Origin of the sequence: Streptomyces endophyticus (assembly GCF_035798155.1) — a bacterium.
GTDB classification, from domain to species: domain Bacteria; phylum Actinomycetota; class Actinomycetes; order Streptomycetales; family Streptomycetaceae; genus Streptomyces; species Streptomyces endophyticus.
In genome coordinates this window covers 133,826-158,510 of record NZ_JAOZYC010000093.1, presented here as the reverse complement: position 1 = coordinate 158,510, position 24,685 = coordinate 133,826, and the positions used below count along the sequence as shown (strand labels likewise).

General features: G+C 69.8%; 24 protein-coding genes and 1 riboswitch. Of the genes, 18 read left to right on the top strand and 6 right to left on the bottom strand.

The features are described from left to right. Positions 1–8: 8 nt before the first annotated feature. Positions 9–203, bottom strand: coding sequence for a hypothetical protein (locus OKJ99_RS12330; RefSeq protein WP_326016074.1), 195 nt, complete (start codon positions 201–203; stop codon positions 9–11). Further along, positions 200–493 carry a hypothetical protein gene (locus OKJ99_RS12325; protein WP_326016073.1) on the bottom strand — a complete coding sequence of 98 codons (294 nt, stop codon included), beginning with the start codon at positions 491–493 and terminating at the stop codon, positions 200–202. Before OKJ99_RS12325 ends, OKJ99_RS12330 begins: the two co-directional genes overlap by 4 nt. 92 nt (positions 494–585) lie before the next feature. Continuing rightward, positions 586–671: riboswitch (ZMP/ZTP riboswitch) on the top strand. 23 nt (positions 672–694) lie between these two features. Between OKJ99_RS12325 and OKJ99_RS12320 the strand changes: the two genes are divergently transcribed. After that, positions 695–1,564, top strand: coding sequence for a bifunctional 5,10-methylenetetrahydrofolate dehydrogenase/5,10-methenyltetrahydrofolate cyclohydrolase (locus OKJ99_RS12320; RefSeq protein WP_326016072.1), 870 nt, complete (start codon positions 695–697; stop codon positions 1,562–1,564). 43 nt (positions 1,565–1,607) lie between these two features. Here the strand turns inward: OKJ99_RS12320 and OKJ99_RS12315 are convergent, their stop codons facing one another. The 4 genes from OKJ99_RS12315 to OKJ99_RS12300 form a co-directional block, all read right to left on the bottom strand. Further along, positions 1,608–2,381, bottom strand: coding sequence for a haloacid dehalogenase type II (locus tag OKJ99_RS12315; RefSeq protein WP_326016071.1), 774 nt, complete (start codon positions 2,379–2,381; stop codon positions 1,608–1,610). Between the two features lie 59 nt (positions 2,382–2,440). Next, positions 2,441–3,574, bottom strand: coding sequence for an ABC transporter ATP-binding protein (locus tag OKJ99_RS12310; protein WP_326016070.1), 1,134 nt, complete (start codon positions 3,572–3,574; stop codon positions 2,441–2,443). A 17-nt stretch (positions 3,575–3,591) separates the two neighbouring features. Next, positions 3,592–5,370: an ABC transporter permease gene (locus OKJ99_RS12305; RefSeq protein ID WP_326016069.1), complete on the bottom strand. Its 1,779-nt coding sequence runs from the start codon at positions 5,368–5,370 to the stop codon at positions 3,592–3,594. A 78-nt stretch (positions 5,371–5,448) separates the two neighbouring features. After that, positions 5,449–6,516 (bottom strand): ABC transporter substrate-binding protein, encoded by a 1,068-nt coding sequence (locus tag OKJ99_RS12300; RefSeq protein WP_326016068.1) that lies wholly within the window; start codon positions 6,514–6,516, stop codon positions 5,449–5,451. A 393-nt stretch (positions 6,517–6,909) separates the two neighbouring features. Here OKJ99_RS12300 and OKJ99_RS12295 point away from each other — a divergent pair, with 393 nt between their 5' ends. The 17 genes from OKJ99_RS12295 to OKJ99_RS12215 all read left to right on the top strand — a co-directional run bounded on the left by OKJ99_RS12295 (position 6,910) and on the right by OKJ99_RS12215 (position 24,655). Continuing rightward, entirely contained in the window at positions 6,910–7,806 is an 897-nt protein-coding gene (locus OKJ99_RS12295; protein WP_326016067.1) for a substrate-binding domain-containing protein, read from the top strand. Between the two features lie 60 nt (positions 7,807–7,866). Further along, positions 7,867–8,730, top strand: coding sequence for an amidohydrolase family protein (locus OKJ99_RS12290; protein ID WP_326016066.1), 864 nt, complete (start codon positions 7,867–7,869; stop codon positions 8,728–8,730). Between the two features lie 131 nt (positions 8,731–8,861). Further along, a complete protein-coding gene (locus OKJ99_RS12285; RefSeq protein WP_326016065.1) occupies positions 8,862–9,896 on the top strand; it encodes an ABC transporter substrate-binding protein in 1,035 nt (344 codons plus the stop codon). 271 nt (positions 9,897–10,167) lie between these two features. Beyond that, positions 10,168–10,962, top strand: a complete 795-nt coding sequence (locus OKJ99_RS12280; RefSeq protein ID WP_326016064.1) for an ABC transporter ATP-binding protein — start codon at positions 10,168–10,170, stop codon at positions 10,960–10,962. Between the two features lie 128 nt (positions 10,963–11,090). Then, complete coding sequence (locus tag OKJ99_RS12275; RefSeq protein WP_326016063.1) at positions 11,091–11,738, top strand: SRPBCC family protein; 648 nt, start codon at positions 11,091–11,093, stop codon at positions 11,736–11,738. Beyond that, positions 11,735–12,625 (top strand): HpcH/HpaI aldolase family protein, encoded by an 891-nt coding sequence (locus OKJ99_RS12270; RefSeq protein ID WP_326016062.1) that lies wholly within the window; start codon positions 11,735–11,737, stop codon positions 12,623–12,625. The genes OKJ99_RS12275 and OKJ99_RS12270 overlap by 4 nt, the downstream gene beginning before the upstream one ends. Further along, positions 12,622–13,692: an amidohydrolase family protein gene (locus OKJ99_RS12265; protein ID WP_326016061.1), complete on the top strand. Its 1,071-nt coding sequence runs from the start codon at positions 12,622–12,624 to the stop codon at positions 13,690–13,692. The genes OKJ99_RS12270 and OKJ99_RS12265 overlap by 4 nt, the downstream gene beginning before the upstream one ends. Further along, positions 13,689–15,341: a thiamine pyrophosphate-binding protein gene (locus tag OKJ99_RS12260; protein ID WP_326016060.1), complete on the top strand. Its 1,653-nt coding sequence runs from the start codon at positions 13,689–13,691 to the stop codon at positions 15,339–15,341. The genes OKJ99_RS12265 and OKJ99_RS12260 overlap by 4 nt, the downstream gene beginning before the upstream one ends. A 5-nt stretch (positions 15,342–15,346) precedes the next feature. After that, positions 15,347–16,258: a substrate-binding domain-containing protein gene (locus tag OKJ99_RS12255; RefSeq protein WP_326016058.1), complete on the top strand. Its 912-nt coding sequence runs from the start codon at positions 15,347–15,349 to the stop codon at positions 16,256–16,258. Between the two features lie 40 nt (positions 16,259–16,298). Next, positions 16,299–17,450, top strand: coding sequence for a DUF3500 domain-containing protein (locus OKJ99_RS12250; RefSeq protein ID WP_326016056.1), 1,152 nt, complete (start codon positions 16,299–16,301; stop codon positions 17,448–17,450). Between the two features lie 32 nt (positions 17,451–17,482). Then, positions 17,483–18,361 (top strand): hypothetical protein, encoded by an 879-nt coding sequence (locus tag OKJ99_RS12245; protein WP_326016054.1) that lies wholly within the window; start codon positions 17,483–17,485, stop codon positions 18,359–18,361. A gap of 62 nt (positions 18,362–18,423) precedes the next feature. Beyond that, positions 18,424–19,407, top strand: coding sequence for an ABC transporter substrate-binding protein (locus tag OKJ99_RS12240; protein WP_326016052.1), 984 nt, complete (start codon positions 18,424–18,426; stop codon positions 19,405–19,407). Positions 19,408–19,450: 43 nt separating this feature from the next. After that, complete coding sequence (locus OKJ99_RS12235) at positions 19,451–20,302, top strand: amidohydrolase family protein (protein ID WP_326016051.1); 852 nt, start codon at positions 19,451–19,453, stop codon at positions 20,300–20,302. Between the two features lie 75 nt (positions 20,303–20,377). Continuing rightward, on the top strand, positions 20,378–21,070 hold the full coding sequence (locus OKJ99_RS12230; protein ID WP_326016050.1) for a GntR family transcriptional regulator: 693 nt from the start codon (positions 20,378–20,380) through the stop codon (positions 21,068–21,070). Between the two features lie 26 nt (positions 21,071–21,096). Next, the gene (locus tag OKJ99_RS12225; protein WP_326016049.1) at positions 21,097–22,686 is read left to right on the top strand and encodes a carboxylesterase/lipase family protein; all 1,590 of its coding nucleotides are present in this window, start codon (positions 21,097–21,099) and stop codon (positions 22,684–22,686) included. A gap of 14 nt (positions 22,687–22,700) precedes the next feature. Continuing rightward, positions 22,701–23,756, top strand: a complete 1,056-nt coding sequence (locus OKJ99_RS12220) for an ABC transporter substrate-binding protein (RefSeq protein ID WP_326016047.1) — start codon at positions 22,701–22,703, stop codon at positions 23,754–23,756. A gap of 32 nt (positions 23,757–23,788) precedes the next feature. Continuing rightward, on the top strand, positions 23,789–24,655 hold the full coding sequence (locus OKJ99_RS12215) for an ABC transporter permease (RefSeq protein WP_326016046.1): 867 nt from the start codon (positions 23,789–23,791) through the stop codon (positions 24,653–24,655). Positions 24,656–24,685 lie beyond the last annotated feature (30 nt).

Genomic DNA, 24,685 nt, shown 5'->3' with positions numbered 1-24,685 from the left:
GGAGTTGCTCAGTTCCCGGACCCCTCGCACGGGTCGTCGCCCGGATCCAGTGGCCGGGTGTCCGCCGCAAGGCAGGAGGAGTAGACGCGCGACGGCGTGGGCTGCGGCTCCGGTTCCGATGCGGCACTCATGGCGATGGCCAACCCGGTGGTGACGACGACCACCACCACCGCCAACGCGGCGAGCCAGACGCCGCGGATCACCGCTCACCGACGAAGTGGTCGCGGAGCGCGTCGTGGCAGTCGTCCTCGTCGGCGCCCCGGACGCGTGAGAACGTCAGTGCCACGTCGTCGCCGCCTTCCTCCTTGGCATCGGCCAACTGCCTCTCGATGCCCGCGATCAGCTCGGCGCACTGGGCGCTGACGGGCTTCTTGGGTGGCGGGTCGGCTTCCGAGGACGTGTTCAGCCCGTACGTGGCGGCGAGGCCGGCCGCGCACAGCACCGCCCATGCGGCAATCCACGCACGGCGGCTGGTCGGTATCGGTCTGGGCACTCCGGCATCCTACGAGCGCAGCAGCGGGCTTTCACCGAATCGAGGCGTGCTCATCGGCGCGTTCCGTGCTGCCGCCCTGTCCACTACAGTTCAACGTGGGCCGTGACTGGCGCTGAGGTGGAGTACCACCGGGGAGCGGTCTGACGAGATGTCGTTGCCGTGCGCCTGGGCGAGTGGTCAGTAACGCCTGGAGGGCAACGAATGTCCGAGACTCGCACGGCTCAGCTCATGGACGGCTCCGGCCTCGCCCAACGCATCGTCGAGGAGACCGCCGCCAGGGCGGCGGAGATCACGGATCGCACGGGGGTCGCCCCCTGTCTGGCGACGGTGCTGGTGGGCGAGGACCCCGCGTCCGCCACGTACGTCCGCATGAAGCGGGCACGTTGCGCGAAGGCAGGCATCACGTCCCGGCACATCGGCCTGCCTGCCACCACCACGACCGCCGAACTCGTCGACACCCTCGCGGAGTTGTCCGGCGACCCCGATGTGCACGGCATCCTGCTCCAGCACCCTTGCGGACCGCACATCGACGAGCGGGCCGCGTTCGAGGCCATCGCTCCGGAGAAGGACGTCGACGGGGTCACGATGCACTCCTTCGCCGCGATGAGCTTCGCGCGGCCGGGCTTCGTCTCCTGCACACCGGGCGGAATCATGCGGCTGCTGGAGGCGTACGACGTCGAACTCGCCGGCAAGCGCGCGGTCGTGGTGGGACGCAGCGCGATTCTCGGCAAACCGGCAGGGATGCTCCTGCTCGCCAAGGACGCGACGGTGACCTACTGCCACTCCCGCACCGACGACCTGTCGGCGATCGTCCGGGAGGCGGACGTGGTGGTGGCAGCCGTGGGGCGGCCTCGGCTGATCCTCGGCGAGGACATCAAGCCCGGTGCGGTCGTGATCGACGCCGGGTACAGCCCCGGCAACGTCGGGGACGTGGACCATGACACCGCCGTCACCCGGGCAGGCCTGATCACTCCGGTTCCCGGCGGTGTGGGGCCGATGACCATCGCGGTGCTGCTGGAGCAGACGGTGCGGGCCGCCGCGAACCAGCTCGGAACGCGGCACCACGTGTGACGGCTGGTTCCGGCGAAGCTGAAGCCGAGGTCAGCCGTCCTGCTCAGGGCCGCCGCCCCGGGGGAAGGAGATGCCGGTCCGCAGTCCAGGGCCGGTCGCCCACGAGCGTCGCCAACTGGACCAGATCTCCCGCGACCACGTCCCAGTCCGCATCGGGCGCCAGGTTCGTCGTCTGCGTGGGCCCGTGTTCCGTCGGCCGTGCGATGAAGGCGGTGCGCAGGCCCGCGTCCCGGGCGGCCCGCAGGTCTTCGTTGTGGGCCGCCGCGAGCATGACCTGGTCGGGGCGCAGCCCCAGGAAGGCGGCCGCCCGCTCGTAGGCCTGCGGTTGTGGTTTGTAGGCGCGGGTGACGTCGGAGGCGACGATGACGTCCCAGGGGAGGCCCGCGTGCTTGGCCAGGCGGGACAGGAGTGCGAGGTTGCCGTTCGACAGCGCCCCGGTCGTGACGCTGCGGGCGAGTTGTTCCAGGCCGGGTGCGGAGTCCGGCCACGCGGGCAGCCGGTGCCACGCCTCGTTGAGCCACGTCAGCTCGACCTCGTCGAACTTCGCCGCGTCGATTCCGTGTTCGGCGAGGACGGTCCGCAGGTTCTCCGCGTGGAGGACGTCGAGCGGAGTGAAACCGCGTTCGCCTGTGCGGATGGGTTCCATGGCCGGCTGATAGAGATCCCGCCAGCGCACGGCGAACGCGGTCGCGTCGAGCGTCAGACCGTGACGCGCCGCGAAGGTGTCGACGGCTGCCGACACTCCGGTCCGCCAGTCGACGACCGTGCCGAAGGTGTCGAACAGCACGGCCTCGACCTGCTGGATTCGCCGTTCCACTGGAGATGACCTTTCGTAGGCGACGAGAGCGGTTGGCACCGAGGGTGGCCGGAATCGGCTCAGTGCGGCAAGTAGCTCGTCGTCGATGGGTCGAACCTCACCGCGACCTCGTCCCCGGGGCGGCAGCCGAGGCTCGGCCGTGCGAAGGCGGTGAGGGGGACATCGGCGGCGCGCAGCACCAGTTCGAGGCGGTCGCCGAGGAACTCGCAGGACTCCACCGTGCCGAGGAACTCGTCCTCGGCCAGGTCGGACGTGTCCGCTCGCACCTCCACGTTCTCCGGGCGTACGCACACGAAGCCGCCGTTGCCCGCACCGTGGTCCTCGCCGTCCGGCGAGCGCAGGCAGAGGACCGGGCCGACGTCGGTCTTCGCGATGACGCCGCTGCCGCCCCGGCGCGGTGAGACGTCCTGCACCGGGATCAGGTTGGCGCTGCCGATGAAGTCGGCGACGAAGGACGAACGGGGGTGGTCGTAGAGGCGTTCCGGGCGGTCGATCTGCTCGATGTGTCCGTGGTTCATCACGATGACCGTGTCCGAGAGCGCCAGCGCCTCGGCCTGGTCGTGAGTGACGTAGAGCGCAGTGACCCCGAACTGGGCCTGGAACGAGCGCAGTTCCTGGCGGAGCTTGGCCCGCAGTTTCGCGTCGAGGTTCGAGAGCGGCTCGTCGAGGAGGAGCACCTCGGGGTCGCCGAGCAGGGCGCGGGCGAAGGCGAGGCGCTGCTGCTGGCCGCCGCTGAGCTGGGTGGCCCAGCGGTCCGCCATGGCGTCGAGGCCGACCTGCTCCAGCATGCCCATGGCCCGCTTGCGGATGTCCTGGCCCTTGCGGCGGTTGCGGCCGTGCTGCATGGGGAAGGCCGCGTTGTCGATGACGGTCATGTGCGGCCAGATGCCATAGGACTGGGGCACCATCGCGATCGGCCGGTCCTCGGGGCGGACATGGACCTTCCGCGGCGCGTCGAACACCATCTGCCCGCCCATCTCGATCCGGCCGCCCGAGGCACGTTCGAGGCCGGCGACGCAGCGCAGCGTCGTGGTCTTTCCGCAGCCGCTCGGCCCGAGCAGGGTGACGAACCGGCCCTTGGGGACGTCGAAGGAGACACCGTCGATCGCGTACGTCGTCTCGGCGCCGGTCGTCCGCTCGTAGGACTTGCGCAGCTCCGTGATGACGATCGAGTTCACGGGGTTCTTGCTCATCGTTTCCACCATCTCTCTCAGACTTCCTTCACGGTGCTGCGGCGGTTGACCAGCCACACGGCGGCAGTGGAGATCACCACGAGGATCACGGACAGGGCGCTCGCCGTCGGGTTGTCGACGCTGGAGGTGAAGGTGTCCCACAGGACCACCACCAGGGTCCGGTTGTCGGAACTGGTCAGCAGCAGGGCGATGGGGAGTTCGCCCAGCGCGTGCGCGAACACCCACAGCCAGCACTTCCACAGCGCCGGTCGCAGCAGGGGAAGCAGCACCGTCCGTGTCACGGTGGCCGGGCGCGCGCCGGTGACACGGGCGGCCTCGATCAGGCCGTCGTCCAGCTGCATCAGCGCCGTCTGCACCATGCGCGAGCCACGGGGCAGGAAGCGGGTCACCAGGGCGACGATGATGATCCATACGGTGCCGTAGATCGGGATGGGCACGAACAGGTAGAGGAACAGCACGGCGGCTCCGAGCACCACGCTCGGGATGCCGAAGACGGAGGACGTGACCTCGAACAGGAGGGTGCTGCCGGGGAATTGGCGGCGCGAGGCCGCCACCGCGATCCATACCGACATGGCGGTCGTCACCGTGGCGGTGACCAGCGAGACCTCCGCCGTGTTCAGCAGGATCGAGCCGATGTCCGGGATGTCGAGGAGGTGCCCGTAGTTGGCGAACGTCATCGAGTGGATCCCCGACCAGGTGATGGGCCGAGTGTGCGGGGAGAAGCTCGTCCACAGCAGCGCCAGGATCGGCAGGACGATGCCGACGAACATGTACGCGCAGACGACGATGAGGACGGGGATCCGCCAGCGCCCCAGGCTCACCCTGGTCTGGCGGTAGCTCTTGCCGACCACGACCCGGAACCGGTTGGTGTCACGGACGCGGCGCCGGTACACGGCGAGCATGATGAGTGACACCGCGAGGATGAGCACACCGTAGGTGCTGGCCTGGCCGTAGTTGGGGACGCCGCCCGGTGGCTGCAGCGAGTACTGGATGAGGCTGCTGAAGACGAAGATCTTGTCCGGCAGTCCGAGGATCGCGGGAATCGCGAACCCTTCGAGCGCCACGACGACCAGCAGGATGCCGGCCGCCGACACCGCGGGCGCGACGAGCGGGAGGACGATGAGACGCAGACGGCGCCACATCGAGGCACCCACCGTGGCCGCGGCCTCCTCCAGTTCGGGATTGAGCCGCGCGAACGCCGGGGCGATCATCAAGTACATGCTGGGCACCCCGAAGATGCCCATGACCAGGATCATCCCGGGGATCGAATAGATGTCGATGTGGATGCCGAACACCTTGCGGATGAGGATGGCCAGGGGGCCGTTGGCGGGGTTGGCCACCAGCGCCCAGGCGATCGCCATCACCGTGACCGGCACGGCCATCGGGGCCAGCGCCAGCGGGCTCAGCACCCGACGGCCGGGTATGTCGGTCCTCTCGAAGAGATAGGCGAGGGCCAGGCTGAGCACGAGGGCGACGACGAGCGAACCGAGCACGTAGACAACGGTGTTGAGGGTGACGGAGCCCAGTCGGCCGGACTCGAGGACGGACTGGAAATTGTCGAGCGAGAAGCCCGGAACCTCGAACGGCAGGTCCGTGGTCGACGGTTTGAGGCTGCTGTAGATCAGGATCGCGAGGGGGACCAGGACGAGGTATCCCACCAGGACGACCATCGCCAGGTTCACAAGGCCACGCGCGGCCGAGGAGACCTTCGGGTGCGGGTGGGCGGAGCGCGCGCCGGGCGGCGGTGGTGGCTCCGCACTCTGTGTCGGTGGGGCTTCTTCCGTGTTCAGGGCCATTGCGGACTCCCCTTGACGGACCGGGTGGTGCCGGTCGCGGTCGGCTCTTCGCTGTCTTCTGTGCGCCCGGCCCAGCGCCTAGCCCACATCGGTCCCGAACTCCTTCTCGGCCTTCGGATAGAAGCCGGAGAGCGTCTTGTACTTCCCGAGGGTCTTGGTGCCGTACCACGTGAGGTCCGCCTCGCACATCGCCTGGAGTACGGGGGTGTCACCCGGGTCCGAGCAGTCGGTGTCGACCGGGATCCGGGAGTTGTACGTCTTGGCGAGCACCCGCTGGGCGGCGTCCGAGGACAGGAAAGAGGTGAGCAGGGCCGCGGCGGCCGGGTGCGGGGCGCCCTTCGGGACGTACAGATAGGACTCGCTCGCGCTGGTCGGCGAGACGGGGGCGATGGCGACGGGCGCGCCCTTGTCCTTCGCGGCGAGGACCAGGCTCGCCAGGCTGGTGCCGATGGCGACCTCGCCGGACTCGATGGGTGCCTCGGCCTGCGTGACGTTCGGCGAGTAGTGCGGTTTCAGGGCACCGAACTTCTTCGCCCAGGCCAGGGCCTTCGTCTCGCCCATCGAGCCGTTCAGGTCCCAGACGGACATGAACGAGGCGCGCGATTCCGCCGAGATCCTGCCACCGGCCCACTTGGAGTCCAGGAGGTCGTCCCAACTCTTCGGCGCATCCGCCGGTTTGACCTGGTCGGTGTTGTACGCCCAGACCTTGGGTGTGGCCCAGACGTAGACGAAGTTCTTGGCGAAGATGTCCTTGTCGGCGACTCCGTACGCCGCCCAGTCGACGTCACCGGCCAGCTTCACCGCCGGGGTCATGGTGAGTCCGCCGGCGTTCGCCACGTCGATCGAGACCTTCCGGGCGGCCTGTTCCACCTTGAGCCGGCTCACCTGGTCCGGCGCCTTGACGTTGGTGTACTTGACCTTGATGTGGGGGTACTTCTTCTCGAACAGGTCGATGGCGGGCTGCATCTGGGCTTCCGGGTTCCAGGACGCCCAGTTCACCACGCCTTCCTGTGCGGCCTGTTTGGCCAAAGCGGCTTTGGACGAGGGCAGTTCGGCCTGCTCCGTACCCGCTCCGCAGCCGGTCGCCGCGGCCCACGTCAGCAGTGTCAGCGCGGCCACCATCGTGGCTCGTCGGGATCTCTCCATGTGGTGACTCATCGCCATCCCTCCTCGGAGGTTCGCCCTCGGCATGTGTGATCCGTACGCCGAGGACGGGGTCCGAGTCGGCGATGGACGGTGATCGATACAGGTACGCACCGGCGGCGGCAGTGCCGGTGCGGGTGGGGCGCTCCACGGCGGCCCCGCGGCTCAGGCGCTTTGTCGAACAACCGGGACCGTAGCACCGGCTCCGCTTGCCGTGAACCCCAGTGACACGGCCGGATTGTTTGACGATTCTGGCTACGAAGCCTTGTCCGGGCCGCGAAACCGCTGTTAGCTTCCCCGCATTGTCTAACAAAGCTTCCGACGAGGAAGGACTGACATGTCCGGCCGACACCGTCGTCACACCACACCTGACCGCCACCCCGGACGGAGCGCGCGATGACGCGCCTGTCGGTGGCACTGCGCCGATACCCCCACACCGAACCGCTGCTCGACGGGACTCTCAAGGTCCCCGGCTGCGAGCTCGACCTCCCCCAAGTCGAGCCGATCCACCGGGCCTTCGCCCCCATGGTCCGCGAGCTGCGCTACGACGTCAGCGAACTCGCCCTCGCCACCCTGCTGCAGGCCGTCGAGGCCGACGTCCCGGTCGCCGCGCTCCCCGTGGTCCTGCACGGAAACTTCCACCACCGGTCGATCTCCGTATGGGGCGGAGAGGGCCGGCTCAGCCCCGAGGACCTGCGCGGACGGCGGGTCGGCGTGCGCGCCTACAGCCAGACCACGGGCCTGTGGGTGCGCGGTGTCCTCAGCGACACCTACGGAGTGCGGGCCCAGGACGTGACATGGGTGACCAGAGAGGGCGCGCACGTGGACGGCGCACCGGAACCGTCCAACGTCGAGCGCACATCACGCCCACTCGTGGACGCCCTGCGCGACAAGGACATCGCCGCGGTCGTCATGGGGGCCCGCTCGGCCGACCACGTCGAGGGACTCGTGCCCGTCATCACGGACTGGAAGGCCCGGCAGGCGCAGTTCCTCGACACCCACGGCTGGGTCCCGATCAATCACCTCGCCGTGGTCCGCAAGGAACTCCTCGAGACGCAGCCCGACCTGGTGCGCGCCGTGTATCGCGGGCTCTGTGCCGGCATCGACGCGGCCCGCCCCTCCGAGCCCACCGGCACCACCCGCGAACTCGTGGTCCAGCACGGTGTCACCGACACCCTCCTGGCCACCCTGCGCACGGCCATCCGCTACGCCCGCGAGCAGGAACTCATCAAGGCGGACCTGGACGCGGAGGACCTCTTCGCCGACTTCCACCGGTACGTGGGCGGGGCCTGACCCCTCAGCGTGGCCGCCCCTTCGTACATCGCTCAACCGACACCACCCCCAGGAGAGTCGATGCGCTATTTCGACACCCACACCCACGCCGTCTCCAATGACCCCGACACCTACCCCGTGAAGCCGCTCGGAGGCACCCGGTCGGAGTGGTCCCGCACCCGCCCCGTGGACATCACCGGTCTGATCCGGCACCTCGACACGGCGGGCGTCGAACGCGCGGCGCTCGTCCACGCCTCGACGGTGTACGGATTCGACAACCGCTACGCGGCGGACGCCCTGGCCAAGTTCCCGGACAGGCTGGTGGGGGTCTGCGCCGTCGACTTCCTCTCCGACTCGGCCGTGCCCGAACTGCGGCACTGGATCGAGGAGCGCGGCTTCAGCGGTGTCCGCATCCGCGTGTCGGACGGAACCACCAAGGTGCCCACGCCGGGCAGCGGACTGTCGGACGACCGGATGGCCGCGGTGTGGGAGTACGTGGAGAGCCGTGGCGTGCCGGTGTGCATCCAGATGCACTCCAAGGACACGGACAAGCTCCTCCAGGTCCTCGACACCCACCCGACGCTGACCGTCCTGCTCGACCATGCCGGACGCCCCGACGCCACCGGAGGGCCCACCTACCCGAAGCTCGGCGAACTCGGGCAGCTGGCCCGCTTCGCGGGCGTCCACCTCAAGATCACGCCACCGGCGCTGCGCCGCCTCGGGGACCAGGAGGGCGTCGACGTCGAGGAGGTGCTGCGGCGGCTCGCCGCGACGTTCGGCGCCGGCCATCTGATGTGGGGATCCAACTTCCCGGCGTCCGAAGGCAGCCTCCAGGAGCTGCGGGACTCCATCGAGGGCCGGCTGTCGTGGATGTCACCGGACGAGCTCGCGGGCGTGCTGGGCGGCAACGCCGCCCGGGTCTACGGCACACCCCCCATCCGCTAGCCGTGCACCGCCCGCACCGCCGGACACGACCCGAGGACACACTCGCCATGAGGCAGGAAAAGACCGGCAGCAGGACAGCCCGGAAGACCGGCAGGACGGCCCGGGGCCGAACGCGGATCACCTTCAGCGCAGTGACCGTCCTGGCCACCGGCGCAGCCCTCACCGGCTGCGGCGCCAGAGTCGAGAGCGCCGACCTCCCGTCGTCGATGAACGCGCTGGTGAAGCAGGCCGCGAAGGAAGGGGAGGTCGAGTGGTCGGTCCCCAAGCCGCAGCAGCAGATGCAGCCGGCCATCGACCTGTTCGAGAAGAAGTACCCGGGCGTCAAGGTCAAGTACAGCAACACCAAGGCGCCCGACCAGGTGAGCCAGTTGCGCATGGAGCAGGCCGCGGGGAAGGTCTCGGTCGACGTGGCCGCGGCCGGCGGGCTCACCGTGGTCCCGTCCGAGGACATGGCGGACGACATCGACTGGTCGGCGTACGGCATCGGCCGGAAGAACCTCTTCGCCAGGAAGCTCGTCTACATCTGGGCGGTTCCCAAGGTCTGGGCGTACAACACCGAGAAGGTCAAACCGGCCGACGTACCCAAGAGTTGGGACGACCTGCTGGATCCCAAGTGGTCCGGCGGCAAGGTGTCGGCGGAGTCCCGGGCCTCGTTCCTCACTCCCTGGGCCCTGGACTCGTCCATGGGGCAGGCGAAGGCGCTGGCGTGGGCGAAGAAGTTCGCCGAGCAGAGGCCGCACTACGCGCCGAACACGACCCAGACGGAGGCGCCGATCGAGTCCGGGGAGGTGAGCCTCGGGACGAGCCTCATCAACCTCGTACTGGAGGCCAAGAAGCACGGCTCGCCCGTCGAGGTGGCCCCGCTCTCCCCGACCAACGCCAACGAGTCCTACCTCTACGTCCCCAAGGGCGCCCCGCACCCGGCCGCCGCGGCGTTGCTCACCTCGTTCCTGTCCTCGGACGCCGCGCAGAAGGCGCTCGCGAAGACCTACAACTCGCGCATCCCGGTCGGCACCGACTGCTCGGACCCGGGGGAGACCCCGGTGCTCCAGGCGATCTGCGAGGCGCACCTGAAGTGGTACCCGACCGCGACGCTCGACGACTACAACCGCCTCACGAGCTTCTTCCCCGAAGGGGAGAAGGCGCTGGGCACCAACGTCGTGTAACCCTCCTTGTCCGACAATGAGTTGAGGCAATTTCACGACAGCTCTCGACGGGCGAGGTTCTTCCTGTGATTTCCAGCAGATTTCTTGTGTCGGCCAGTTGGCGGTGTTAGATTCACGTCACTGGTTGTCGGACAATCTCGACGACGCCAGGACGTAGCACTGTCGCGCAGTCGCGCAGCCGACTGCATCGCTATCCATGACCGCCGTTACGGCGCGAGCGCACGGCCCCGCTCCCATCCCATCGCGAAGAGGGGCGGCCGAGGAGACAGACATGTCGACCACACAGCGCACTACCCACCCCGAGGCCCTCCGTCTCGAGGACGTCACCCTGCAGTTCCCCGGCACCCACCGGCCCGCGATCGAGAACGTGTCGTTCAAGGTGGACCGCGGCAAGGTCGTCGCCGTGATCGGGCCCAGCGGGTGCGGAAAGAGCACCATCCTCAACCTGGCCGCCGGGCTCCTCACCCCCACCCAGGGGCAGGTCCACTACGCCGGCGAACCCGTCACCGCCGTCAACTCCGATGCGGCGTACGTGACTCAGCAGTCCCACCTGCTGCCCTGGCTGAGCGTCCGGGCCAACATCGGCCTGGCGCTCAAGTTCCGCAAGGTACCCAAGGACGAGCGCGAGGAGCGGATCGCCTCCTGGGTCGAGCTCGTCGGCCTCACCGGCTTCGAGGACCACTACCCCCGCGAGCTCTCCGGCGGCATGCAGAAGCGCTGCGCCATCGCGCGGGCGCTGATCTACGACCCGTCCATCGTGCTGATGGACGAGCCGTTCGGGCCGCTCGACGCCATCACCCGCCTCCGCCTCCAGCAGGAACTGCTCAACATCTGGCAGGAGCAGAACGGCACACTCGTCTTCGTCACCCACGATCTGAACGAGGCCCTCTACCTCGCCGACGAGGTCATCGTGATGTCACGCGGCCCCGGCACCATCCGCCGCGTCATCCAGGTCCCCTTCGAACGGCCCCGCACCATCGGATCCCTCGTCGAGACACGTGAGTTCTCCGAGCTCTACAACGACCTCTGGGGCCTCTTCGCCTCCGAGCAGCAGGAAGCCGCCTGACGCGGCAGAGCCGCCGCTCATCCTGCGCCCGCCGCGCGGGCCCCTGCGCACCACCAGCCACCACGCAGTATGTTCCGGCATGCCCTGTGGCCTGCCGTGACACCTGCCGTCGAGTGAGGTTCACAGCGTTGCTATCGATCACGGAAGAGATCGCCGTACCCAGTCCGCCCCCACAGGTGTGGCACGTCATCTCCAACCCCCAGGACGTCGTGTCCTGCATCGGCGGCGCCGAACTCGGCCCGTCGCACGACGACGGGTCCTTCGACGGAACCCTGGTCGTCCGATTCGGCGGCATCCGCGTCAAGTTCGGCGCCCGTGTCGCCCTGGAGCTGGACGAGGCCGCGCGCGAGGGCCGCCTGACCGCCCGCGGCAAGGACGGTCAGGGCGCCACCCGCTTCAGCGCCGAGGCCACCTTCCGCGTCGTCGAGGGCGAGGGCCCGGGCACCTCGCGGGTCTCGGTCGACGGCAAGGTCCAACTCAACGGCAAGCTCGCCAAGTTGATCGAGTCGGGCGCGGGTGCGGTGATCTCCAGGATGACGAAGGAGTTCGCCGACGCGCTGGTCCTCAAATGCGCGGGTCCCGCCGAACCGGCTGCGGTGGCCACCGGCGAGGCAGCCACTCCGGTCCCGTCCGCGCCCCGACCGGCCGGCCTGCTCGCCCGGCTGCGCGCGTGGTGGGCGGGCCGCCGCGCCAAGCGTCAGGGCCGGCCGGTGCGGGCAGCGCACCGACCCGCGAACAAGTCCGCCGAAACAGTCGAGCGAGGAGCGCGACGATGACAACCGACCGTACGGCAACCGGCCGTCTCAACAAGGTGATCGGCGCCCTCGACGCGGGGGAGCACGTCTTCGCCACGTTCTCCGCCGCCGACCCGACGGCCGCCACCGAACTCACCACCACGCACTACGACACCGTCGTGTTCGAGATGGAGCACAAGCCCTGGGACATCAACGCCCTGCGGGACAGCTTCCAGTACCTGCTGAGCCGGCGTCAGGTGTTCGGCGCCGACAGCCTCGCACCGGCCGTCACCCCCATGGTGCGGATCCCCGCGAACGGCGCCGAGAAGGCGCAGTGGCACGCCAAACAGGCCCTCGACCTCGGCGCGTTCGGCATCATCTGGCCGCACATCTCCACCGTGGAGGAGGCCCGCAACGCGGTCGCCGCCTGCCGCTACCCGAGGCTGCCCGACGCCCCGCTGTACGAGCCGGCCGGCCTGCGCGGCGACGGTCCGCACGCGGCCACCCGCTACTGGGGCATTCCGAACACCGAGTACTACGCCAAGGCCGACGTGTGGCCGCTCGCCCCGGACGGGGAGATCCTCGTCGGCCTCATGATCGAGGACCAGCTCGGCATCGAGAACCTGCCGGACATCCTCGACCGGGTCCCGGGCATCGGCCTGATCCTGATCGGCGAGGGCGACATGAGCCAGGAGCTGGGCATCCCGCGCCAGTACGAACACCCCCGCCTCCTGGAGTGCAAGCGGCGGATCCTCGACATCTGCACGGAGCGCGGCGTCGCCGTCGGCCACCCCCACGTCACGGCCGACAACGTCAAACAGGTCCTCGACGACGGCTACCGGTTCCTCATGTCCGCGCCGGTGCGCACCTATCCGGGCCTGGACAGGGCCCGCGAACTGACCGGCCGCGACCTTCGGAGCAAGGCATGATCATCGACAGTCACGGCCACTTCACCACGGCGCCACCGGCGCTCGGCGCGTGGCGACAGCGCCAGATCCAGGCGTTCGAGGAATCGGGCGCGCGCGTCTCACCCGACCAACTGCACATCACCGACGACGAGATACGCACCGCCATCGAGCAGGGCCAGCTGAAGCTCCAGACGGAGCGCGGCACCGACCTCACGCTCTTCTCGCCCGGCGCGGGCAAGATGGCCCACCACTACGGCGACGAGCGCACCAGCCTCGACTGGTCGCGGGTCAGCAACGACCTCATCGCCCGGGTGTGCGGCCTGTTCCCCGAGCGGTTCGTGGGCGTGTGCCAGCTCCCGCAGTCCCCGGGCGACGCCCTCGCCGCCTCCGTGGTCAACTCGGTCGCCGAACTGGAGCGCTGCGTCGAGGAGTTGGACTTCGTCGGCTGTCTCCTCAACCCGGACCCCTCCGACGGCTACTACCAGGCGCCGCCGCTGACCGACCGCGTCTACTACCCCCTGTACGAGAAGATGGTCGAGCTCGACGTGCCCGCCATGGTCCACGTGGCGATGTCGCGGAACCCCGCACTGCAGGGCACCTGCGCCCACTACCTGGCCGGTGACACCGCGGCGTTCATGCAGCTGTGCGAGTCGGACCTGTTCAAGGACTTCCCGACGCTGAAGCTGATCCTGCCGCACGGCGGCGGCGCCGTTCCGTACCACTGGGGGCGCTACCGCGGCATGATGCAGGACCGCGGCCGGCCGCCGCTGGAGGAGTCGATCCTCGGCAACGTCTCCTTCGACACCTGCGTCTACCACAAGCGCGGCATGGAGCTGCTGCTCGACATCATCCCGGCGCACAACGTGCTGTTCGCCTCGGAGATGATCGGCGCCGTCCGCAGCGTGGACCCCGAGACCGGGCGCCGGTTCGACGACACCAAGTACACCCTCGACTCCATCGACACCCTGACCGACACCGACCGGCAGGCCGTCTACGGAGGCAACGCGCTGCGCGTCTTCTCCCGGCTCGACGGCGTCCTGAAAGCGCGGGCGACGGCCGCGGCGAACGTGAAGGAGTTCCGCAAGTGAAGGTCTACGAAGCCCTGGCCGAAGCGTTCGTCAAGGAAGGCACCAGCGATGTCTTCGGCATGATGGGCGACGCCAACATGCACTGGATGGCCGCGCTCGCCGACCGCGGCGTGCGGCTCTACGAGGTGCGGCACGAGGGCTCCGGCCTCGGCATGGCCGACGGCTGGGCCCGCGGCGCCGGACAGCCGGGCGTGGTCACCACGACGAGCGGCCCCGGTGTCTCGCAGCTGGCGACCTCGATGATCGTGGCGAGCCGGGCGCGCACGCCTCTGGTCGCGTTCTGCGGCGAGACACCTCTCGGCGACGAGGGCGCGACCCAGTACCTCGACCAGCGGCGCTTCGCCGCCGCCATCGAGTGCGAGTTCATCCACGTGACACGACCCGAGAACGCCCAGGAGGCCGTGCGCCGCGCCTTCTACCTGGCGCGCACCGAGTCCAAACCCGTCATGATCAGCGCGCCCTTCGACGTCCAGGTCGCCGAACTCGACGACTACGACGAGGAGTACGTGCCGTCCACCGCCCTGATCGAGCGGCCCCGACTGCTGCCGGACCCGGCCGGTCTCCAGGCCGCCTGCGACCTCGTCCAGGACGCCAAGCGCGTGGTCGTCATCGCCGGACGGGGCGCCCGCAAGGCCGACGCCGGCGAGCAGATCCTCGCCCTCCAGGAGACCACCGGCGCCCTGCTGGCCACCACCCTGCAGGCGAAGAACTGGCTCTGCGACCGCACCGACTTCCACGTCGGCCTGTCGGGCCTGTTCGGCGACAAGGCGTCGATGGAGCTGCTCCAGGAGGCCGACTGCGTGATCGCGGTGGGCGCCAGCCTGAACCACTACACGATCGAGAGCGGCTACCTCTACCCGGAAGCCAAGTACATCCAGATCGACACCGCCCCGCACGTGGTGATGGGCAACGGCAAGGTGGCCGACTGCTACCTCCAGGCCGATGCGGTCACCGCGCTCACCGAACTGACCCGGGAACTGGGGGAGCGCTCCGTCCGGCTGGAGGGCTTCCACACCGACGAGGTCAAGCAGCACCTGACGGCCCGGATCCGGCAGCCGGAGTACGTGAGCGAGCCCGGCCGGCTCGACCCGCGCGAGGCGATCTGGATCCTCGACCACGAACTCCCCGGCGAGATGGGCCTGGTGCTCGGCAGCGGCCACCAGACCGACTTCGGCACCATGCTCTTCCAGCGCTCCCGCGACGTGCTGTCCAACTACGGCATGTTCGGCGCCATCGGGCAGGCCCCGCTCATCGCCCTCGGCCAGCTCATCGCCCAGGGCAACAAGCCCGGCTTCGTGGTGGAGGGCGACGCGAGCTTCCTGATGCACCTGTCTGAGTTCGAGACGGCGTGCCGCTACGACGTCCCGCTGCTGGTCGTCGTGATGAACGACCAGGGCCTCGGCGCCGAGTACCACAAGGCGAAGGCCAAGGGCCTCGACCCGGACCTCGCGACGATCCCCACCCCCGAACTGGGCGCGGTGGCCCAGACGTTGGGCGGTGGCGGGGCCACGGTGCGCACCGCGCAGGAACTGCGTGACGCACTCGCCGAGTACGTACGCGAGCCACGGCCCACCGTGATCGACGTCCGTATCACCCGCGAGGTGCTCAGCACCCCCTACCGGCGCATCCAGTACGGCGAGGACGTGTGACCGACATGACCGACACGCAGACGAACACGCCGCTGAGCGTGGTGCTGGGCAACCACCCGCACACCCGCCCACTGAAGGACGGCACCGTCCCCGTGGACGGAGTGGACTGCCACTACCCGGAGTTCTCCCCGCTGCCCCCGGCCTTCGCCCGGATGGTCCGCGAACTGGCCTACGACATCTGCGAGATGCCGATGGCCACCTACCTCCAGGCCCGCGACGCCGGCGTCCCCGTGACCCTGCTGCCGGTGGTCCTGGTGGGCAGCACCCACCACCGCTCCCTGACCCGGCTGCCCGAAGGGGAGGCACTGGACCCCGGCGAACTCGCCGGGAAGCGGGTGGGCGTGCGCTCGTACGGCCAGACCACCGGCCTGTGGGTGCGGGGCTGGCTGCGCGAGGAGTACGGGGTCGAGTCCTCCGACGTCACCTGGGTGACCACCGAGGACGTCCATGTCGCCCAGTACCGCAACCCCTCGTACGTCGAGCGCTCGGACGCCGCACGCGTCGCGGACCTGCTGCGCGCGGGCGACGTCACGGCGGCCGTGCTCGGACCGAAGGCGATCGGCGGGCAGGGCGCGGGACTCGTCCCGCTGGTCAAGGACGCCGAGGACGCCGGAGCGGAGTGGATCGAGCGGCACGGGACGATCCCGGCCAACCATCTGCTGGTCGTGCGCGACGACGTGCTGCGCACCCGGCAGGACGACGTACGCGCCGTGTACCGGGCGCTGCAGGAGGCGATCACGTTGACCGCGGGGGAGCGCGACGACTCACCGGCCGGACGCGCGGTGACGGCCGGCTGGAGCGAATCGCTCACGGCCTGCCTGGAGATCGCCGGACAGTACGCCCTGGAACAGGGCCTCATCGGGGAACCGGTGGACGTCGCGGCGATCGAGGAGAAAGCCGTCTTCCTCACCCGGTGAGGAGCGCGACCGGCACACGACCACACAAGGAGGAGCGTCGATGGTGGCGCTGCGAAATCGGGGAAACGCGCCGACGCGCAAGCCCGATGTCTGGACCCCTGATCTGCTGGAGAAGGTCGCCTGGCGGGTGAAGGCGGCGAACGAGCCCTTCCGGGGCGTGGGAACGTCGGCTGGCATCCGGCCGGACGTGTTCGCGCTGCGCGGCACGGGCGCGGACGTCCGCCCGGTGTACCGGGCCGCGGAGGAGTACCTCGCGGGACTCACGGAGAAGCAGCTCGCCGATGGCCGCTTCCCCGTCGACGACGTGAGCTGGCGGCACTGGAACAACGGCGCCCGCTACTTTCTGCGGCACGGCATCTGCCTGGAGGAACTCGACGACACCCAGCGCGCGCGGGCCATGGCCGTCATCCGCGAGAGCCTCAGCGCGGACGGCTACGGCCAGATGGTCGACCTGATGCATCTCAACCTCACCATCGGGGAGTTGAGCGACAACGAGGACGGCCTGAACGAGTGGCTGTACTGGTTCTCCGTGTACGGGGAGCCCGAGAACGGCGGCCCCTGGGGCTGGCAGCTCGACGGCCACCACGTCAACGTCAACTGCGTCTTCGTCGGCGACCAGATGGTCCTCACGCCCTCCTTCCTCGGCGCCGAACCGGTGTTCGCCGGATCCGGGAAGTACGCCGGGACCGTCGCCTTCCGCCGCGAGGAAGCACTCGGACACGAACTCTTCAGCGACCTCGACCCCCGACGGCGCGAGCAGGCCGTCATCGCGGACACCCTGCCGAGCGACCTGTACGTCGGCGCCTTCCGGGACAACTTCGAACTCGACTACCGGGGCCTGCCGTTGAGCCACATGTCCCCGGGCCAGCGTGGCACCGCGCTCCAACTCCTCGGCCTCTACGTGAACCGGGCCGGCGACCACCACGCCAAGGTGCGCATGGAGGAGGTCCTGGCCCACGAGGGAGACACCCACTTCGCCTGGGCCGGGGACCCGGACGGCACCTTCTACTACCGGTTCCACAGCCCAGTGATCCTCGTCGAGTTCGAGCACATGCCCGGCGTCATCTTCGGCAACGACTACCCCTCGCGCCGGCACATCCACACCATCGTCCGCACCCCGAACGGCGGCGACTACGGCGTCGACCTGCTGCGCCGCCACCACGAGCGGCACCACACGCCCACCTCCGCGTAACCCCCCACGCAGACATGCAGAAGGAGACAGACATGAAGTTGGTGATCGGCCGCGACGATCTCGCGGCGGCCGCCGCGTCCGCGGTCCGCGAGACCGGCACGGAGCCGCAGCGGCTCGGCATCAGCCCGGTGCACAAGGCCTCCCGCGGCTTCGTCAACACCTCGGACGCCGACCTGTGCGAAGTGGCGATCGTGACCGTCCTGCAGGCCGTCGCCCACGACAAGCCGGTGCTGCTGCTCCCGGTCACCACCCTCGGACGCCACCAGCACCAGACCCTCGTCACCCTCGGCAGGCTGTCCGCCGCCGACGTCGAGGGGCACAGCGTCGGCGTGCGCTCCTGGAGCCAGACCACCGGTGTGTGGATGCGCGGATTCCTCAGCGAGCAGTACGGCGTCGACCTGCGCAAGGCGGACTGGACCACGTACGAGGGCAGCCACGTCGACGGCGCCGACGACCCGTCCTGGGTGAAGCGGGCGCCCGAAGGGGCCAAGCTCCAGGCGGACTTCCTGGATGGCCGCCTCGACTTCGGGATCATGGGCAACGGGCTGCCCTCCGACGACCGCATCCGCACCGCCGTCGACCACGCGCACCGCACCGCCGAACAGTGGTCCAAGGACCAGGGATTCATCCCGGTCAACCACGTCGTCGGCGTCTCCGAGCAGGCCGCCGCGGAACACCCCGCCGCCATCCTCGCCGCGTACGACGCGATGCGCCAGGTGCTCACCGCCGGCGCCGAACCCGGCCAGGTTCCGCTGCACCCCGTGGGCTTCGAGGCACTGCGCGGCGCCTTCACCAAGGCGGCCGGCTACGCGCTCGACCAGGGCGTGATCCCGCGCGCCGTGGACTACGACGAACTCGTCCAGCGGTCCTGCGCGGCGCTCGGGGTGGCGCCCGCACGGCTCGGCGGCTGAGCCCGGACACGGGCCGGCCGGACCGAGACACCACACACGTACGGAAGATGGGGAAACAGAGCATGGACAAGCTCACGACGGTCATCGGGGAGTTCCCGCACGGACAGCCGCTGCTGGACGGCGACGTCGAACTCGACGGCTACGTGGTCGACCCGGTGGAGGTCAAGCCGGTCATCGGCGCCTACCGGCGGATGATCCGGGACCTGGAGTTCGACGTGTGCGAACTGGCGCCGGTCTCCTACCTGATGGCACGTCAGGAAGGCATCCCGCTGACCGCGGTTCCGGTCTTCCTCAACCGGCGCTTCCACCACGGCGACGTACAGTGCGCCGCCCGCTCCGGCATCCGCGTACCCAAGGACCTGGAGGGCCGCCGCATCGGTGTGCGCGCCTACTCGGTGAGCACCGGAGTGTGGGTGCGCGGCGTGCTGCGCGACGAGTACGGGGTCGACATCGACACCATCACCTGGGTGGTCGACGACGACGACCACATCGAGGGCCGGGCCCCGGCCAACGTCGAGCGGGTCACCGACGGCCGTTCGCTCGGCGAACTGCTGCGCGCCGGGGACATCGACGCCGCGCTGACCGGCAACGCCGGGACCGGGCGCGCGGGTTCGCCGCGGGCGGGCTGGACGGCGGCGCCCCAAGCGGAGCCCGCCGCCGACGAGGGGCCCTACCCGCTCTTTCCCGAGGCGGACACGCTCGCCGTGGACCACTACCTGCGCACCGGCGTCTACCCGCTGCACTCGCTGATCGCCCTGCGCTCCGAACTCGTGGAACGCGACCCCGGCCTGCCGACCAAGCTGTACGCGGCCTTCGCGCAGAGCAAGAGCCGGCACCTCGACGCGCACCCCGAATGGTCCGCGGTGCCCCGGCTCGCCCGCCAGGGCCGCCAGATCGGCGCCGACCCCGTCCCGTACGGCATCAAGGCCAACGAGCCCAGCCTGAACGCCATGGTGCGGTTCTCCATCGACCAGGGACTGCTGGACCCCGGCTTCTCCGCCGATCCGCGCGCGCTGTTCGCCGAGGGCGACTACCCGGACGCCTGAGACCGCCCGCCCACACCGCATCAATCAAGAGGGAGCACGCGACGTGGACGTCGTCGACGCACACTGCCACATCATCTCCGATGACCCGACCGGATACCCCAAGGCGCCGCTCGGCGGCAAGCAGTCCACCTGGGCCGCGACCCGCCCGGTGACCGCCGAGGGCATGGTCGACCGCATGGACGGGACGGGCATCGACCAGGCCGTCCTGGTCCAGGCCACCACGAACTACGGCTACGACAACTCCTACGTCCTCGACAGCAGCCGGCAGTGGCCGAACCGCTTCGTCGCGGTGGGCACCGTCGACCCGCTGCGCCCGGACGCCGCCGCCTCGCTCAAGGCCGCGGTCGGCGAGGGCGGCCTCTCCGGAGTGCGGCTGTTCACGAGCGGCAGCACGGTGCCCACCCAGGGCGAGTGGTTCGCCGCCCCGGAGACGTACCCCTTCTGGGAGCAGGCAGGGGAGTTGGGCCTTCCCGTCTGCCTCCAGATGCGCCTCGGCGCGGCCACCGGACAGCTGGTCGAACTCCTGGAGCGCTTCCCCGGCGTGACCGTGCTCCTCGACCACATCGGCTACCCCGACATCGCCGCCTCGCCCGCCCGCGCAGGTGCCGACGTCGCCGCGCTCGGCAGGCACCCGGGACTCCACCTGAAGCTCACCCACCGCAACCTCGAACGGCTGCAAGACGCCGGGGAGCGGGCCGCGGACTTCCTCGACCCGGTCGTCGAGGCCTTCGGCGCGCGCCGCATCGCCTGGGGATCGAACTGCCCCGCGGCCGAGCAGTCACTGCCCGAACTCCTCGCCCTCGCCCAGCAGGTCCTCGGGGGGCTGCCGGAGTCGGACCGGCAGGAGATCTTCGCGGGCACATCACGCCGCCTGTACCCGGCGCTGCGCGGATAGGGAGCTGACCAGGCATGCGGTCGGCTACTGTGCCCGCCTCGGCTCTCATCCTCACGGAAGACAAAGGCGGTCAAGGTGAACAGCGAAGGCATCGATGCCGAAATCGGGGCGAAGGCGTCTGGTACCCGCTACAGCCATGCCTACGAGGGGCTGCGCTCCCTGCTGCTGTCGGGCAGCATCCCGCCCGACACCCGGCTGACCGAGGCGGACCTCACCCGGATGTTCGACGTGTCGCGGAGCACCATGCGCACGGCCCTCGCACGCCTCACGCAGGAGGGCTACATCGTCGGCGAGGTCAACCGCGGTGTGCGCACCCGGAGCTTCTCCATCGACGAGGCGGCGGACATCCTGGAGGCCCGCGAGATCCTGGAGGCCGCGCTCGCCGGCAAGGCGGCGGAGCGGGCAACACGCGAGGAGATCGAGGACCTGCGACACACCCTCCACGAGATGGAGGAGGCGCAGTCCCGCGGCGACCAGGACGCCTACTCGCGCGGCAACCGGCAGTTCCACCAGCAGATCAAGCTGGCCGGGCACCAGCACACCCTGGCCCGCGCCTACGACACCCTGCTCTACCCGCTGGTGATGCGGCAGTACCGCAACCTCAGCGCACAGCACCCGCGCACCGGGTCGCTGGAGGAGCACCAGACCATCTTCCTGGCCGTCCTCACCCGCAATCCCGACGCCGCGAGCGCGGCGATGCGCCATCACGTCGGCTCCGCCCGCAGGGCGCTGCTGCTCGACAAGTCCCCGGAGCCGCCCGCCAGTTGACGGGCGGCTGGGGCGGAAAGGCTTTCATGCGCCCCACCGTGGACACCGAGGCGGGCCCCGTCGAGGGCATACCGTGCCGGGACCGCTCCGTCACGGTCTTCCGCGGCATCCCCTACGCCGCGGCCCCGGTCGGCGACCTGCGCTGGCGGCCACCCGTCGTGCCGCCGCGCTGGGAGGGCGTGAGACGGGCCGACCGGTTCGGCCCCATGTGCCCGCAGGCCCCGACCGAGGCGGCCGCGACCGGCGTCGACGTGCCGATGAGCGAGGACTGCCTCAACCTGAACATCTGGACGGGCGCACCCTCGCAGGGCGAGCGGCGCCCGGTCCTCGTATGGATCTACGGGGGCGGCTTTCGCGAGGGCACCGGGGCGCAGCCGCGCTACGACGGCGAGAACCTCGCCCGCCAGGGCCTCGTCGTGGTCACCTTCAACTACCGCCTCGGCGCCTTCGGATTCCTCGCCACCCCCGAGCTGAGCGAGGAGTCCGGGCACGACTCCTCGGGCAACTACGGGCTGCTCGACTGCGTCGCCGCGCTGCGCTGGGTGCGCGACAACATCGAGCGCTTCGGCGGCGACCCGGGCCGAGTCACCATCGCGGGACAGTCCGCGGGCGCCGGGATGGTCAACTTCCTGGCCATGTCCCCGCACGCCAAGGGCCTGTTCCACCGGGCGGTCGCCCAGAGCCACGCCCGGTACTCCCGCGACCCCGAACTGCGCTACCTGTCCACCTCGTACCGGCTCTCGGCCGACGCGGAGCGCGCCGGAGAGCGCTACACACGCGAGCACGGCGCGCGGGACATCCGGGAACTGCGCGCCCTGCACTGGCACAAGCTCGTCGACGGCAACCACCCCGTCGACACCAGTGTCGAGACCGGAGGCACCTCCAGCCCGCCGCTCTTCCGGCCGGTCGTCGACGGCTGGGTGATCCCCGCCGGCTACGACACCACGTACGCCAAGGGACTCCAGAACGACGTCGACTACCTCACGGGGAACAACCTCGACGAAGGCGGCGCGGTGCCCGAGACACTGGTCCCCGCGCTGCGCGCCGGACGGCGTACACCCCGGCCCGGATCGCCGCCGGTCCATGTGACGCTCGAACAGCATCGCACCGCGGCCGTACGGAAGTTCGGCCCGCTCGCCGACGAGTTCCTGCGCCTGTACCCGGCCACCACGGACGACGAGGCGGCGCGCGCCGGCAGCGAAGCGGCGCGCGACAACTCCCGGCTGTCCACGTACCTGTGGGGCCAGGACTGGAGCCGGCACACCACCGGCAGGCTGCACACCTACTTCTGGACCCACCGCACACCGTCGCGCGGCGCGTCGTCCCAAGGGGCCTTCCACGGCTCGGAGATCGACTACGTCTTCGGCAACCCCGCGGGCGGCACCGCCTCGTGGACCGAGCAGGACCACGCGATCGCCCGCACCCTCTCCGCGTACTGGATCAACTTCACGGCCACCGGCGACCCCAACGGCGCCGGCCTGCCCGAGTGGCCCGCCTTCTCGGCGGACGCCGCGACCGTGATGGAGGTCGGCGCGCACTTCCGCCGGATCCCGGTCTCGGACCCGGAGCACATCGACTTCTGGACCCGCTTCTTTCGAGCGCAACAAGCCTGGTGAACAAAGGAGTTCCCATGAACCACCGTATCCACCGCATCCGCCGTGTGAAGCACTCCTCGCTCGCGCTGGCCGCCTCCGCGACGTGCGCGGCCGCGCTGCTGACCGCGTGCGGCAACGACGGCTCGGCCTCCGTCGGCTCGGACGGCAAGACGACCGTCTCGGTCGGGGTGAGCGGCAATGTCTTCGACCTGTCCATACGCCTGGCGGAGGAGAAGGGCTATTTCGACAAACAGAACATCAAGATCAAGTACGTGACGCTGACCGCCGCCACCGGCACCTCGGCCCTCCAGTCGGGTTCGGTGCAGTTCCTCAACTCCAGCCCGACGAGCTATCTCGCGGGCCTGTCCAAGGGACTTCCGGAGCTGTCCGTCGCCCACAACGGCGGCGGCAACCCGCTCGGCATCGTCGTCAGCACGGCGTTCGCGAAGAAGCACGGGCTGACCGCCAAGACCCCCGCGGCGAAGGTGGCCAAGACGCTCGCCGACTCGACGGCGGGCGCCAGCTCCGCCAACACCAAGGCGGAAGCGGGCATCTTCCTCAAGGCCCACGGCGTCGACCCAGCGAAGCTGAAATGGGTGTCCCTGCCGAGCCCGGCCGCAGACAAGGCCGCGCTCGCCAAGGGCGAGGTCGACTGGTTCATCACCTCCGAACCCATCCCCCTCCAGGTCCAGCACGAGGGAGACGGCGTCGTGGTCGCCGACCCGACCAAGGTGCCCGAGTGGTCGTACGAGCAGGCCGGCTACGGCCAGGCCGTGGTGGTCAAGAAGAGCTACGCCAAGACCGACGCGAAGACCGTGAAGGGCTTCGCCACCGCCGTCCAGCAGGCCACCAGCTACCTCAGCTCGCACCCCTCGGACGACAAGAGCGTGCTGGCCGCGTCGCGCAAGACGCTGCCGGGCGTGCCGGACGACGTGCTGAGCGGGGCCGTCGAAGAGGTCGAGTGGCCCAAGAGCGCCAAGCAGGACGAGGCCGGATGGCAGAAGACGGTCGCCTTCGTCAAGGACGGCATCGGCGCGGTGCCCGACGCGAAGGTGACCACCGACAACTGGACCAACACCTACCTGCCGTGAATCGGCGGACCCCAACCGGAACGGAGCAGACCATGGCAACCGTCACCCAGAAGGCCGTGACCGAGCCCGACACCGAACCCCGGGGCCGGACCGCCAGGAAGCGGCGCACCGACGGCCAGAAGAGCTCCACCGTGATCGCGCTCCGCCTGCTGGTGATCGTGGTCGCCCTCGTGCTGTGGCAGCTGATGAGTGGTCCCGTCGTGCCCGAGTACGCGGTCAGCAAGCCCACCGAGGTGTACGACGCGCTCACCGAAATGCTCGGCTCGGCGACCGGATGGAACGACATCCGGGTCACTGCTGTCGAGGTGCTGGCCGGCTTCGGCCTTGGCGTCGCCGCGGGCACCGTGATGGGCCTCGTCCTCGGCTCGTTCCCGCTGCTCGGACGCGTCCTCGAACCGCTCGTCGCGGCCCTCAACGGCATTCCGAAGATCGCCCTCGCCCCGCTGTTCCTGCTGTTCTTCGGCATCGGCCCCTGGTCGAAGATCACCATCGCGATGACCGGCGTCGCCTTCGTGGTCTTCTACAACGTCTACCTGGGCCTGCGGCTGCGGGAGCGCGAACTCGTCGAGGTCGTCCAGGTGATGGGCGGGCGCAGGCACCACGTCCTGGGCTACGTCACGATCCCGACGCTCGCGGCACCCTTCTTCGCCGCGCTCAAGACCGGCGGACCGCTCGCCATCCTCGGTGTCATCGGCGGCGAGTTCATCGCCTCCTCCGAGGGCGTGGGCCACGAGCTGTTCACCGCGGCCCAGAACCTCGACGCCGCCAGCGAGTTCGCAGGACTCATCGTCCTGGTCGCCCTGACGCTCGCGCTCAACGGCGTCCTGAGCGCGCTCGACGCCTACGCCCTCAAGCGTCTCGGCCTCGCGGCACGGCGCCGCCCGCAGCCCAAGGGCTGAGCCCGCCACGACTCCGAGAAAGGCACCTGC

Coding starts and splice junctions, on each gene's coding strand:
- OKJ99_RS12320 (WP_326016072.1), top strand. CDS start 695: ATGTCCGAGACTCGCACGGCTCAGCTCATGGACGGCTCCGGCCTCGCC.
- OKJ99_RS12310 (WP_326016070.1), bottom strand. CDS start 3,574: ATGAGCAAGAACCCCGTGAACTCGATCGTCATCACGGAGCTGCGCAAG.
- OKJ99_RS12305 (WP_326016069.1), bottom strand. CDS start 5,370: ATGGCCCTGAACACGGAAGAAGCCCCACCGACACAGAGTGCGGAGCCA.
- OKJ99_RS12300 (WP_326016068.1), bottom strand. CDS start 6,516: ATGGAGAGATCCCGACGAGCCACGATGGTGGCCGCGCTGACACTGCTG.
- OKJ99_RS12295 (WP_326016067.1), top strand. CDS start 6,910: ATGACGCGCCTGTCGGTGGCACTGCGCCGATACCCCCACACCGAACCG.
- OKJ99_RS12290 (WP_326016066.1), top strand. CDS start 7,867: ATGCGCTATTTCGACACCCACACCCACGCCGTCTCCAATGACCCCGAC.
- OKJ99_RS12280 (WP_326016064.1), top strand. CDS start 10,168: ATGTCGACCACACAGCGCACTACCCACCCCGAGGCCCTCCGTCTCGAG.
- OKJ99_RS12270 (WP_326016062.1), top strand. CDS start 11,735: ATGACAACCGACCGTACGGCAACCGGCCGTCTCAACAAGGTGATCGGC.
- OKJ99_RS12265 (WP_326016061.1), top strand. CDS start 12,622: ATGATCATCGACAGTCACGGCCACTTCACCACGGCGCCACCGGCGCTC.
- OKJ99_RS12255 (WP_326016058.1), top strand. CDS start 15,347: ATGACCGACACGCAGACGAACACGCCGCTGAGCGTGGTGCTGGGCAAC.
- OKJ99_RS12250 (WP_326016056.1), top strand. CDS start 16,299: ATGGTGGCGCTGCGAAATCGGGGAAACGCGCCGACGCGCAAGCCCGAT.
- OKJ99_RS12245 (WP_326016054.1), top strand. CDS start 17,483: ATGAAGTTGGTGATCGGCCGCGACGATCTCGCGGCGGCCGCCGCGTCC.
- OKJ99_RS12240 (WP_326016052.1), top strand. CDS start 18,424: ATGGACAAGCTCACGACGGTCATCGGGGAGTTCCCGCACGGACAGCCG.
- OKJ99_RS12225 (WP_326016049.1), top strand. CDS start 21,097: ATGCGCCCCACCGTGGACACCGAGGCGGGCCCCGTCGAGGGCATACCG.
- OKJ99_RS12220 (WP_326016047.1), top strand. CDS start 22,701: ATGAACCACCGTATCCACCGCATCCGCCGTGTGAAGCACTCCTCGCTC.
- OKJ99_RS12215 (WP_326016046.1), top strand. CDS start 23,789: ATGGCAACCGTCACCCAGAAGGCCGTGACCGAGCCCGACACCGAACCC.